11 protein-coding genes are annotated in these 12098 nt (G+C 62.7%); 9 read left to right on the forward strand and 2 right to left on the reverse strand.

Annotated features, from left to right (window positions below; translation table 11 throughout):
* Window positions 1–5: 5 nt before the first annotated feature.
* The 5 genes from H5T65_07025 (at window position 6) to H5T65_07045 (ending at window position 5152) form a co-directional block, all read left to right on the forward strand.
* Entirely contained in the window at window positions 6–1016 is a 1011-nt protein-coding gene (locus H5T65_07025; GenBank protein MBC7258984.1) for an ABC transporter ATP-binding protein, read from the forward strand.
* A gap of 11 nt (window positions 1017–1027) precedes the next feature.
* Window positions 1028–2083 (forward strand): ATP-binding cassette domain-containing protein, encoded by a 1056-nt coding sequence (locus H5T65_07030; GenBank protein ID MBC7258985.1) that lies wholly within the window; start codon window positions 1028–1030, stop codon window positions 2081–2083.
* Window positions 2084–2092: 9 nt separating this feature from the next.
* Window positions 2093–3205, forward strand: a complete 1113-nt coding sequence (locus H5T65_07035; protein ID MBC7258986.1) for a hypothetical protein — start codon at window positions 2093–2095, stop codon at window positions 3203–3205.
* A gap of 15 nt (window positions 3206–3220) precedes the next feature.
* On the forward strand, window positions 3221–4228 hold the full coding sequence (locus H5T65_07040; GenBank protein MBC7258987.1) for an SDR family NAD(P)-dependent oxidoreductase: 1008 nt from the start codon (window positions 3221–3223) through the stop codon (window positions 4226–4228).
* Window positions 4229–4564: 336 nt separating this feature from the next.
* Window positions 4565–5152: a hypothetical protein gene (locus H5T65_07045; GenBank protein ID MBC7258988.1), complete on the forward strand. Its 588-nt coding sequence runs from the start codon at window positions 4565–4567 to the stop codon at window positions 5150–5152.
* A 72-nt stretch (window positions 5153–5224) separates the two neighbouring features.
* Here the strand turns inward: H5T65_07045 and H5T65_07050 are convergent, their stop codons facing one another.
* A complete protein-coding gene (locus H5T65_07050) occupies window positions 5225–6373 on the reverse strand; it encodes a Gfo/Idh/MocA family oxidoreductase (protein ID MBC7258989.1) in 1149 nt (382 codons plus the stop codon).
* 44 nt (window positions 6374–6417) lie between these two features.
* Window positions 6418–7320 carry a MurR/RpiR family transcriptional regulator gene (locus H5T65_07055; GenBank protein MBC7258990.1) on the reverse strand — a complete coding sequence of 301 codons (903 nt, stop codon included), beginning with the start codon at window positions 7318–7320 and terminating at the stop codon, window positions 6418–6420.
* Between the two features lie 361 nt (window positions 7321–7681).
* On the opposite strand from H5T65_07055, the gene H5T65_07060 reads away from it, so the two are divergent.
* From H5T65_07060 to H5T65_07075, 4 genes are all read left to right on the forward strand, one after another.
* Window positions 7682–8590 (forward strand): MurR/RpiR family transcriptional regulator, encoded by a 909-nt coding sequence (locus H5T65_07060; GenBank protein ID MBC7258991.1) that lies wholly within the window; start codon window positions 7682–7684, stop codon window positions 8588–8590.
* Between the two features lie 90 nt (window positions 8591–8680).
* Complete coding sequence (locus H5T65_07065) at window positions 8681–10516, forward strand: iron ABC transporter permease (protein ID MBC7258992.1); 1836 nt, start codon at window positions 8681–8683, stop codon at window positions 10514–10516.
* A gap of 13 nt (window positions 10517–10529) precedes the next feature.
* Entirely contained in the window at window positions 10530–11621 is a 1092-nt protein-coding gene (locus H5T65_07070) for an ABC transporter ATP-binding protein (protein MBC7258993.1), read from the forward strand.
* A gap of 135 nt (window positions 11622–11756) precedes the next feature.
* A partial coding sequence (locus tag H5T65_07075) for a hypothetical protein (GenBank protein ID MBC7258994.1) occupies window positions 11757–12098 on the forward strand: 342 nt, incomplete at its 3' end.

Below are 12098 nucleotides of genomic sequence, written 5' to 3' on the forward strand. Positions count from 1 at the left end.
GCACGATGGCACAATCACAGCCATTGTTGGAGATTCGGCATCTTACGACGGTTTTCCCGACCCGCAGAGGGGTGGTGCGCGCGGTGTCGGGCCTGGACCTAACGTTGGCCCGCGGGGAATTGCTGGGCCTCGTGGGCGAGTCGGGCTGCGGGAAAAGCGTGTCCATGCTCTCCATCTTGCGCCTGGTGTCGCATCCGGGCAGGATTGTAGCGGGTGAGATTCTGCTGGAAGGCCAGAATCTGTTGAAACTCCCGATGCACGCCATGAGGCAAATCCGCGGTCGGCAGATCAGCATGATTTTCCAGGACCCCATGACGACTCTGAATCCGGCGTTCCGCGTGGGCGACCAGATCGCCGAGGCGCTGCGCATTCATGGGATGCTCAACGGCTCCGGCCCGTCGCTGTGGCCCTTTGGCAGGGCGCGGGCCGAAGCCGAGCGGAAGCGCGTGGTGGAGTTGCTGGACGAGGTGGGCATTGCCGTTCCGTGGGAGGCCCGCAAGCGCTATCCGCACGAGTTCAGCGGGGGGATGCAGCAGCGCGCCCTCATCGCCATTGCCGTTTCGTGCAAGCCGAAGATACTCCTCGCGGATGAGCCTACTACCGCCCTGGATGTTACCATTCAGGCGCAGATTATGGATTTGCTGCGGAGGCTCAACCAGGAGTACGGCACAAGCGTCGTTCTGGTTACGCACAATCTGGCGTTGGCTGCCACGTTCTGCCAGAATATCGCCGTCATGTACGCCGGGCGGTTGATGGAAAAGGGGCCTACCGACGCGGTGATTGAAGATCCGAAGCACCCGTATACCCGTGGCCTGTTGGAATGCATTCCCAAGATCGGCGCGACACGCGAGCCGCTGCAACCGATTCCAGGGAACGTCCCAGACCTGGCCGAACTTCCGCCGGGATGCGCCTTCCACCCTCGGTGCGGACACGCGCAGGAGGCTTGCCAGGAGGGTGAGGTGCCACTGGTTACGCTGCCAGACGGCCGCCAGGTGCGGTGTCTGCTTTACGTCTAGAGGCGAGTGCGATGCAAACTCTTTTGGAAAAGAACAACATGGTGGAGGATGTGGGGCCAGCGCCGCCCCAGCCGCTTATCTCTGCAATGGGGATTCGCAAGTACTTCTACATCCGCCCCAGCCTGTTGGCGCGCGTTCTGGCTCGCCGCCGGGTGCAGATTGTCAAGGCCGTGGACAGCGTGGACCTGGTGGTGTACCCGGATGAGACCGTGGGCCTGGCGGGCGAGTCGGGTTGCGGCAAGACGACGCTGGGACGGGTGCTCACCCGCCTGCACGAGCCGACCGCGGGCCGGATGCTCTTTGAGGGTAAGTTGGTATTCGGAGAGGATGCTGGTGAGACGACGCCGCGGATGACGGACCGGGAGTTTCGGCGGTCGGCCCAGATTATTTTCCAAAACCCCTATTCTTCCCTCAACCCCCGCAAAACGGTGCGCGATATCTTGTCGGTCCCACTGCGGGCGCGGGGCGTAACCGGAATGCAGGAGTTGGAGAACGAGATCCTGTACCTGCTGAGCCGGGTGGGGTTGAGCCGACGCCACATTGACCGCTACCCTCACCAGTTCAGCGGGGGCCAGCGCCAACGCATCGGCATCGCACGCGCCCTTGCCATGCGCCCGAAATTCGTCGTCGCCGATGAACCTGTCTCCTCGCTGGATGTCTCCATTCAGGCCCAGGTCATCAACCTTCTGAAGGAACTCCAGGCTGAATTTCATCTGACCTACTTGTTCGTCGCCCACGATCTCAGCCTTATCTACCATATCAGCGACCGCGTGGCTATCATGTACCTGGGGAAGATCGTGGAGACAGGGCCTACGGACCTGCTGTTCGCGGAACCTTTGCATCCCTACACTCAGGCGCTTCTGGCCGCAGTGCCCAGGGTGGACAGGGCCACCCGTCGTCAGCGCATCATCCTTGAGGGCAACGTGCCCAGCCCGATAGATCCGCCGTCGGGGTGTCGTTTCCATCCGCGTTGCTTTGCTCGCCTGGGCGACATCTGCAAGGAAGAGGAGCCTCCTTTGCGGGCTGTCGGCCCGAAATACGCCGTGGCTTGCCATCGCTATTCATAAGAGGAGCCTATGCGAGTTCTCACCCTGGAAGGGACGCCCTACGAGATGGGCTTGCAGTATGGTGCACTGCCAGGCCCCTTGCGTCAGTTCGTCGTGGCGCGCATCTACCGCCGCCTGCGAAGACTCGTTCCGCACCCGCAGACCGAGGCCTGGTACGCAGAGGTGCTGGCCCTGCTTGAACACGAGGCTGAAGGATTCCTTCAGTACGTCCAGGGCCAAACCGATGGCCTGGGGATAGAGCGCGACGTGCTCCTGCGGTTCTCGCTGGCGTCGTACCTGGAGGACCGCGCGCAGGCTTCCGCTGCGGTTGCGGAAGGATGCACGGCCTGGGCCGCGCGCCCCGACTGGACGGAAACGGGGCAGCCGCTCTTGGCGAAGAACCGCGACCAGAACCTGGAACAACTGGGGCTGCAATGCGTCGTCCGCGCGAGGCCCACGAGCGGATACCCGTACGTGGGTGTTACCGCCCTAGGGTGGCCGGGGTTAGCGTCTTCGGGGCTCAATGCCGCCGGCCTGGCCGTGGCCGACACCCACGTGCCCAGCACCGACCTGGGGCCTGGCCTGCCGCGCTGGTGGATGATGGTCTGCATCCTGGAGCGCTGCCGGACGGTGGGCGAGGCGCTGGATTACCTGACAGCGGCCCCACGCCTGGGGAACGGCAATCTCGTCTTGGCCGACGCCCAAGGCGCTATCGCTGTGTTTGAGGAAGGGCATGCCCATTTTGGCATTCGGACGCCCGAAGATGAGCAGGGGTACCTTGTGGCTAGCAATCATTTCGTTACCGACCTGCTGCGGAACCGATGCCGCCTAGAGGGCCTGGGCAAGAAGGGGGATACCCTGGCGCGGAAGGCGCGGATGGAGGCGGCGCTTGCCGAGGCGAAGGGTGTTGTGTCGCCCTCGTGGGCGCGGGTGATCATGTCCTCGGCGGATGGGACGGGCGCCCTGTGTTGGCAAGACCCGGAGCGGCACTGCGGGACGATTTCCACCGTTATCGTCTCGCCTGCAACCGGCACGATCTGGGTTAGGCATGGGTGGATGTGGCATGGGCGATTCCGGCGGTTCGTCATGAGCGATTTCCAGTGGGCGAATGGCGCATCGGTGTATCAGGCTGTGAGGGTGTGAGGAGTGAACACGCAGATGGAGAAAGTCCTTGTTACGGGCGGCACCGGCTTCTTGGGCGTCCACCTGGTTCGCGCCCTGGTCCAGCGTCATTACAATGTGCGTGTCCTGACGCGGGATCCTGCAAGAATGCACGGTCAGACCCATCTTCCTGTGGAGACTGTGGTGGGAGATGTTACCTCGCCGCAGGACGTGCGCAGGGCCGTTGAGGGATGCCTGGGCGTTTTCCATCTTGCGGCCAAGGTTACGCTCAGCGCCAAGGAGGCCGATGAAGTCTTCGCGGTCAATGTAGAGGGCACGCGCAACGTGATGGAGGCTGTCCTGGAGGCGGGCGTGCGGCGCGTGGTACATGTGAGCACCATCGGGACGCTGGAAGGGCCCTCGGAGGACAGCGTGGTGGATGAGACATGTCCGTTGCGCACCTCGGATGTGGGGACGCCGTACCTGGATTCCAAGGTGCGGGCGGAGAGGGTGGTGCTTGACATAATTGAGCGGGGCCTTCCTGCGCTTATCGTGAATCCAGGGGGGATGATCGGCCCAGAAGATAATTTCCATTCGCCCTCGTCGGCGCTGCTCAAGTTGTTCTTCCATCGGATCAACCCATTTGTCGTGGCGTGGCGGTTGAATCTGGCAGATGTGCGGGATGTGGCGGATGGCCTCGTGCAGGTCTACCGCAACGGGCGGCTGGGAGAGCGCTATATCCTGGGAGGGGAAAACACCGACACGATTACGGTGTTCCGGCATTTGCGAGAGATTACGGATTTCAACAGAGCGATCTGGCCGCTGGCCTGGGAGACACTTGAGATGGTCTCGGAACTGTCGGCCCTCCTCTCGCAGCCGCTGGTGGAGAAGAGCGTTGCCGCGTTCTATCACTACGCCTTCTGGGCATCCAGCGAGAAAGCCGAGCGCGAACTGGGCTACAAGCACCGCACGCTGGGGGAGACCCTCGCCGACGCCGCGGCCTGGTACGAAGCGACGTTCCTGAAGCCGCAACCGTGGGCGTCCTCTTATCTCGCGGGCGAGTAGTCCGGTGGGGGCCGGGCGACAGGGGAACCCGGTTGCTATGCTTGCGGGCCACGCGGTAGCCGAGGCTCTTGCGTTGCGCGCTCGCAATCTTTTCTAATCTGACTATGAGTCGGGAGCGGTCTTTGCGATTTTGCCTGATTCGGTTGCGCGGGGACAGATAGACGCCGATTTGACGATTGGGGGCTAGGGGGCCTATAATACAAAAGCAATGGATGGGGCGATGAGGCTCGCCCTTGATCGCCGTCTGGCTGATAGCCTCTACGGAGGAGCGTGTTCTTCGTAGAGGCTTTTTTCTTTGAAGCGGCAGGAGATTTTGCAACGGGAGAAGAACCTTGACTGTTCAAAGCGTCCTCCACGCCAACAGATGTGGTCATCATCACGGGCCCGAACCAGGGCGGGAAAACCACCTTCTTGCGCAGCGTCGGCCTGGCGCAATTGATGATGCAGGCCGGCATGTTCGTCCAGGCGGAGTCCTTTTCAGGCAACCTGTGCTCGGGCCTCTTTACGCACTTCAAGCGGGAAGAGGACAAAACCATGGAACGCGGTAAGTTTGAGGAGGAACTGAAGAGAATGAGCGCCATCGTTGACTTCGTGAAACCCGATGGCCTCATTTTGCTCAACGAGTCCTTTGCCAGCACCAACGAACGCGAGGGTTCCGAGATCGCGAGGGAGGTGGTCCGCGCCCTCCGCGAAGCGGGCGTCAAGGTTTTCTACGTTACGCACCTGTGGGAGTTTGCCCGCCTTGTTCGGGAGGAAAGGGCCAAGAGCGTCCTTTTCTTGCGGGCAGAGAGGCTGCCAGATGGAAGGCGGACTTTCAAGATAAAAGATGGCGCTCCCCTGGACACGAGTTATGGTATAGACCTGTACGCCCGCATATTCGCGGCGGAGGGGCAGGAAGTATTGGCATCCCCAGGGACCTCCTGACGCCGCGTTCGTGACCGGCAGATGGGCGTGGCCAGCCGCGGCCCGTGCAGCGTGTCGGGCCGTGCGGGGGCGTCAGTCTTCCACCCGCAACCATCGCCGCAGGCGGGCGCTTTCCCCGATGGCCTCACACAGCACCATCTGGCGGTGCCCGTCGGCAACCGTCGGGAAGGTTGCCGACGAATAGGGGGTGCCGCTCCCGATGTGTTCATGCACATCCTGGAAGAGTCGCACAAACGTATCCGGATACCCCTCGGCGTGGCCCGCAGGATACGCCGCATAGCGCCGCGCGTCGGGCTGCATGAGTCCGGGGGATTTGATCAGCACCTGGTTGGGCGCGTCGAGATGCCCAATCCAAAGCCGATTGGGATCCTCGGCGTTCCACCACATGGAGCCCTCGGAACCGTTGAGTTCCCACCACAGGTGATTCTTGCGGCCCGCGCAGACCTGCGACAGGGTTACCGATCCCCGCGCACCGTTGGAGAACGCCAGCAGGAGCGCGGCGTAGTCCTCGCCCGCCGCCGGTACTTCTTGCGCGCCGTCCTCACGCGCTCCAGCAGAGAAGGTCTCGGCGCCGCCGGCAGGCTTGAGCCGTTTTGGGATGAACGTCGTGAGATCGGCGCACACCTCGGTAACCCGCAGGCCGCTCAGCCATTCCACTAGGTCCAGCCAGTGGCTCCCGATGTCGGCCACCGTGCGCAGCGCGCCGCCCACCGACGAGTCCAACCGCCAACTCCACACCACAGGCGAGAACAGCCAATCCTGCAGAAACTGCCCATGCACCATGCGCACCTGGCCGATCTGCCCGGCGAGGACTCGCGCCCGCGCCTCGTGGCAGAGAGGATAGTATCGCAGGTTGAAGCAGACGGCGCATACCCGGCCGGTTTCCTGCTGGATGCGCACGAGTTCGCGCGACTCCTGTGCCGTCAGGGCCAGCGGCTTCTCGCAGATGACGTGTTTCCCCGCGCGCATGGCAGCAGATGCCATGGCCAGGTGCAGGTTGTTGGGGGTGCACACGTGCACGACATCCACCGAGGCGTCCGCGAGCAGTTCGGCGAAGTCCACATAACCACGAGCGATGCCAAGGGTCTGCGCGGCGGAGCGGCTCTTGTCGGGCGTACTGCCCAGCACGCCGGCCACGTGGATGCCGAGGCGTCGCAGCGCCTCCAAGTGGGCGCGGCCCACGAATCCGACTCCGGCGATTGCAGCGTTCAGCCCCTCCATGTTCTCCTCCAGTCGCGTGAGGTGATGATGCAAGTTGAGGGTGGCTAGCCCGCGCCCTTCTTTTCCCGCCACCAGATGCGCACCGGCACGTCAAAACCCAGGCGCCGACGAATTTCGTCCAGTTTGTCCAGGGTGGCCAGGGATTTCTCCTCGTCGGCCATGGCCACGGCGATAATGAGCGCCTGGATGATGGCCATGGGCACGATGAGCGAGTGAAACGCCATCACCGGGCCGCGCTGGGCTTCCAGCAGCACGTCGGTGTACTCACGGAGCAGGAGGCCCAACGTGTCCGTGAGCAGAATCACCTTGGCGCCGCAGGCTTTGGCGTACGCCAGGGTCGCCTCCATAACATCCGAGAGATTGAAGAAGAGCAGCGCGAAGAGCACATCCTGGCTCCCCAGCGCAAGCAGCGGTTCGCAAATCTCGCGGCCCGACTGGGTTAGGAGCACCACCTCCAGACCGAAGCGGCGGAGGCGGAGCTGGAGCAATTCGGCCAGGGTTGTAGAACCGCTCAGGGCATAGACGAAGATGCGCCGCGCCCCGCAGATGAGACGCACCGCCTCGTCAAAGGCGTCGCGGGACACGGTTTGCAAGGCGTCGGTGAGGTATTCCATCTCCATGGCCACGACCTGCTCCAGGATGTGCGATTCGGGGCTGATCTCGGCCAGTTTCTTGCGCAGGCGCGCCGCGTGCGAAACCCTGCGCCGGAACAGGTCTTGCAAGCAGGCACGAAGTTCGGGGAAGCCGGAGAAGCCCAGGGTGTGGGCGAATCGGACGATGGTTGCTTCACTCAACCCCAGGCGGTCGGCCAACCCGGCGGCGGACAGGAACGCGGCCTCGTCGGAGTTGTGGAGGATGTAGTCGGCGATGCGGCGCTCACTCTTGGTGAGCGAATCAAAATGTGCGCACACCAGTTCGCTGAACTCGTTGCACTCGTTCTCGCTCACGGTAACCTCCTTGCGGATGGCGTGTGCCTGGCGGGTGTCGGCTTGATGCAAAACTATACTACAAAATCGGCGGTTTTGCCAGTCCACTTGCAGGGGAAAGGGCGGTTCGCAAGATTGTCGGCGCCCGTCGTCGTGAGGGACGAAGCCTGGAGCAATCTCTGCGGCGGCGGGGTGGCCCAATGGGATGGCTTGCACGGAGTCGTCGGCACGGGATGATACCGAGGCCACAGGGGGTTAGGGGCCTAAGTTTAAAATCTCGTGCAAAATGAAATTCTACTTGCATTTTTGGAGATTCTGATGTATAATCTTTCATAACGAGAGGCTGATAACGTGTGCATTGCGTCCCGCTGCGAGGTCGCAGATGGAAGAAGGGCTCAACGGCTTCCGGCAGCGGCTGGAAGACCGCTTCCCAAGCCTCACCAAGAGTCAACAGCGCATCGCCAATTACCTGCTCGCCAACTATGACGAGGCTGCGTTCTTGACTGCGGCCGACCTGGTAGAGCGGCTTCAGGTCAGCGAGGCCACGCTGGGGCGATTCGCCCGAGCCGTCGGGTTCCGCGGGTTTCCCGAACTGCGGCGCTGCCTTCAGGAACTGTTCCGTCAGAAAACAACCCCCGCCAGCCGACTCCAATGCAAACTCCACGAACTTGCGGACGGCGAAGGTTCCACGCTCAGCAAAGTCCTGGAAATGGAAGTCCAGTACCTAAACGAAGCGGCCCACAGCATAAGCGCGGCCGATTTTGACCGTGCGGTGGAGGTTCTCCTGGGCGGCGAGCGAATCTTCGTATTCGCCAGTGGCCCCTCGGCCGTCCTCGCCGATTTGGCTGAGTTGCGGTTCAGACGGCTGGGCATCCTGACCCTGGCCATGACCGAGTCGGGGCGCCATCTGCTGGAGAAGTTGCAGTTGCTCCAACCCGGGGATGTGGTGCTGGCGGCTGGCTTCCAATATGTGCGGCACGAGTTGGTCGCGGTGCTGGACCATGCCCGCGCCATAGGGTGCCGGGCGGTGCTCCTCACCGACACGCTGGGGCCGGCACTTCGTCACAAGGCGGACGTCGTACTCGCCGCGCGCAGGGGGCCCGTCTCCACCTTCCACTCGCTGACCGTGCCGATGTCCGTACTCAACGCGTTGATCCTGGCCGTGGCGATGGCCAGGCCCGACGAGAGTATCGCCGCGCTCAACCGCCTTGAGCAGTTGCGCGCGATCTATAACATGGATGTGCCGGTGAAACTCACGTGGGATGACCATAAGCCTGGGGCCGGCGCCTAGAAACGCTGCCTGTAGACCGCTTGCCGCCGGGCTTGGGTTCGGCGTCTCGGAGGGGCTGCCGTATCGGATCTGACCGTCGGGGGAGGGGGCATGAGTGTTCCTGAGGTTCTTCAGCCGCCGTTGTCGCTTCGGGTGCTGGCCGCTTACCGAAGGTTTATCCGCTGGCTGACCAGCGCAAGGGTGCTCCTGGCCTTGATCTTGCTGATCATGATGGTGTACCTCATCCTGATTCCGCTCTACCGCATGGTGGAAACGACGCTCACATACCAGGAGCGCGACGTCCTGGCCGTTCCCGATGCGGTGCCCGGTGAGTTGACCACCTATCACTGGGTGCGAATGCTGGCCAGTCGCATCAGCAAGGTCTTCCTGTATACGCCGCTCCAGCATTCGCTTGTTGTCGCCACCGGCGCGACGCTCCTGGCCATGCTCATCGGGTCTATCCTGGCGTGGCTGGTCATCCGTACCGACATGCCCGGGCGCAATCTCATCAACAACCTAGCCACGATTCCGTACATCATGCCCTCATGGACCATCGCCATGGCCTGGAAGGTGCTGTTCAACACGCGCGTCGCGGGCGGCACGCCCGGCCTGCTGGAGTATCTGATAGGCCGGCCCGTGCCCACCTGGCTGGCATACGGTCCCCTCCCCATCATCATCAGCAGCGCGCTGCACTACTACACGTTTTTCTTCCTGTTCGTGTCGGCGGCGCTGATGTCCATTGACTCCAACCTGGAGGAAGCGGCGGAACTCATGGGGTCCAGCCGGGGGCGGATTCTCAGGCGCATCACCTTCCCGCTGGTGCTGCCGGCCCTGCTGTCGGGGTTCATCATGACATTCTCCAAGGTGATGGGCACCTTCGGCGGCCCCAACGTGCTGGGTACGCCCGTGCGCTACTACGTCGTCGCCACCATGATCCGCTCCAATGTCGCTATCGGCGAGTTCGCGGACGGGTTCGTGCTGGCCATCGTGCTCATCCTGTTCACCATCGTAACCATCTACATCAACCAGCGGCTGATCGGCACGCGCAAGAGTTACGAGACCATCGGGGGGCGCGGGTTTGTGGCCCACGTGGCGCGGCTGCGCCGATGGCGTGGGGTTCTGGCGGCGGCCGTGATCATCTTCCAGGTCCTGGTGATCGCCCTGCCGCTCGGTTTGCTCGCCTATGACACGTTCATGTTGCGCTCCGGCGATTTCAGCCTCTCCAACTTCACGCTGCACTACTGGATCGGCAAGAGCGACATCAACATTGCCAATGGTGCGCCGGGAGTGCTGCGCAATCCCAAAATCTACTCCAGCGCCTGGAACTCCATCCGTCTGTCGCTGGCTACCGCCTTCTTCACGGCGCTGCTCGGAGTGATCCTCGGCTACGCCATTGTGAAGGGGCGCGGCACCCGCCTTTCCAAACTCGTGGAGCAAATCTCCTTCGTCCCGTATGTGATTCCGGGGATCGCTTTCGGAGCGGTGTATATCTCCATGTTCTCCAAGCGGGTGGGGCCGATTCCACCGCTCTACGGCACGTTTGCGCTCCTCGTGGTGGTGTCTGTGGCGAAACACATCCCCTACTCGGCGAGAAGCGGCGTGTCGGCCATGCTTCAGGTGGGGCGGGAACTGGAGGAGGCCGGGCAGATCGCCGGAGCCAACCTCTGGGAGCGATTCAAGCGCATCATCTTCCCGCTCACGAGCGCAGGGTTTGTCTCCGGATTCCTGCTGACGTTCATCACGACGATGCGGGAACTGTCCCTGATCATCCTGTTGGTAACGCCGGCCACGCAAGTCCTGGCGAGCCAGACGATGCGCTACACCGAGAACGGCGACGACCAGATGGCCAACGCCGTGATCCTCATCCTCATCACGCTGGTGCTGATCGGGAACTTCTTGATCGGGCGCTTCAGGGGCGGCAGCCTCAAGAAGGGCCTTGGAATGTAGATAGGGGGAAATCATGGGCACAACCATCACCATCAAGAACCTGACCAAGCGTTTTGGCGATGTGGTCGCGGTCAACAATGTGAGCCTGACCGTGGAGGCGGGGACCTTCCTGACCCTTCTCGGCCCGTCGGGCTGCGGCAAGACCACGCTCCTGCGATGTGTGGCGGGCCTGGAAGACCCAGACGAGGGCGAAATCTACATCGGCGACAAACTCGTGTATTCGCGCGCTCAGGGCATCTCCGTGCCGGCGGGCCAGCGAGATGTGGGGCTGGTGTTCCAGAACTATGCCCTCTGGCCCCACATGACGGTCTACAAGAACATGAGTTTTGCCCTGGAGATTCGCAAACTGCCCAAATCGGAGATTGACAAGCGCGTCAAGGAGTCGCTGGCCGAAGTCAAAATGCTGGGGTACGAGCATCGCTACCCCCGCGAGATGAGCGGTGGACAGCAGCAGCGCATCGCCCTGGCGCGCATGTTGGCCTATCGCCCCAAGGTGTTCCTGATGGACGAGCCGCTATCCAACCTGGACGCGCGCCTGCGGATGGACATGCGGGCCGAACTGAAGCGGCTGCATCATGTGGCCGGCGCAACAACCGTCTACGTTACCCACGATCAGGTGGAGGCGCTCACCATGTCCAGCCTCATCGCCGTCATGAAAGACGGCGTCCTCCAGCAGGTGGACACTCCCGACCGTGTGTACCGGTGCCCATCCAACCTGTTCGTGGCCGACTTCATCGGCAACCCGAAGGTGAATCTCCTGGAAGGGGTGGTGGACGGCCAAGGGCACGTGGATTTGGGCGAGTTCAAGGTGCCTGTGAACGTATGCGGGGTGCAGGGGAAGGTGGTGTTGGCCGTCCGGCCCGAAGACATCGCGGTCTATACGGAGCCGACGACGGGCGCGGTGGAATCCTCGGTCTACTCGGTGCTGCCATCGGGTGCCGATTCTACCATCGTGGCGTGCGTGGGCGAGCGGGAAATCACCATCCGCGTGCCCGGCCTCAGTTCCCTTAAGATGGACGACCGCGTGTGGCTGGGGTTTGACCCGCGGACGATCAATCTGTACGACGGAGATACCGGCAACCTGATCGCGGTTCGCGAAGTGTAGCCGCGCTTCAAGCGCGTCGCGCCCCCTGTTCGGGGAGCGGTAGTTGACGCAATGAAAGGAGGGGAGAACGAGCAGCGACACATATCCGATTGGTGAAGCGGTTTCGGCCCACTATTGCATTGCCAGGAGGGAGAAATGAAGATACTGGTGAGGATTCTGTCAATCTGCATGTTGGTTACCCTGATCGCGGGGTGCGCCGCGCCGGCTGCGACGCCGACGCCCAGGCCGGCGCCTACCGCCGCGCCGCAACAGCCCACCCAGCCCCCGACTCCAACGCCGGAGCCGACGCTGACGCCCAATGAGCAGTGGCTGAAGGCGGCGGAACTGGGCAAGTTCGCCCCCGCCAAGCAGGACTGGGCCGCCATTGAAGCCGCGGCGAAGAAGGAAGGCAAGGTCATCGTCTATGCCAACTCTGGAGGGTCGAGAGCGGGCAGTGGGATGAGAAGACCTTGCGGAGGGCTGCCTTCTGCCGTGACA

The organism is Chloroflexota bacterium, from assembly GCA_014360805.1.
In the GTDB taxonomy this organism is placed as follows: domain Bacteria; phylum Chloroflexota; class Anaerolineae; order DTLA01; family DTLA01; genus DTLA01.

What these genes read in the sequence shown, in the direction of transcription:
- H5T65_07025 (MBC7258984.1), top strand. Translation starts at nt 6, where the DNA reads ATGGCACAATCACAGCCATTGTTGGAGATTCGGCATCTTACGACGGTT.
- H5T65_07035 (MBC7258986.1), top strand. Translation starts at nt 2,093, where the DNA reads ATGCGAGTTCTCACCCTGGAAGGGACGCCCTACGAGATGGGCTTGCAG.
- H5T65_07060 (MBC7258991.1), top strand. Translation starts at nt 7,682, where the DNA reads ATGGAAGAAGGGCTCAACGGCTTCCGGCAGCGGCTGGAAGACCGCTTC.
- H5T65_07030 (MBC7258985.1), top strand. Translation starts at nt 1,028, where the DNA reads ATGCAAACTCTTTTGGAAAAGAACAACATGGTGGAGGATGTGGGGCCA.
- H5T65_07040 (MBC7258987.1), top strand. Translation starts at nt 3,221, where the DNA reads ATGGAGAAAGTCCTTGTTACGGGCGGCACCGGCTTCTTGGGCGTCCAC.
- H5T65_07070 (MBC7258993.1), top strand. Translation starts at nt 10,530, where the DNA reads ATGGGCACAACCATCACCATCAAGAACCTGACCAAGCGTTTTGGCGAT.
- H5T65_07050 (MBC7258989.1), bottom strand. Translation starts at nt 6,373, where the DNA reads ATGGAGGGGCTGAACGCTGCAATCGCCGGAGTCGGATTCGTGGGCCGC.
- H5T65_07065 (MBC7258992.1), top strand. Translation starts at nt 8,681, where the DNA reads ATGAGTGTTCCTGAGGTTCTTCAGCCGCCGTTGTCGCTTCGGGTGCTG.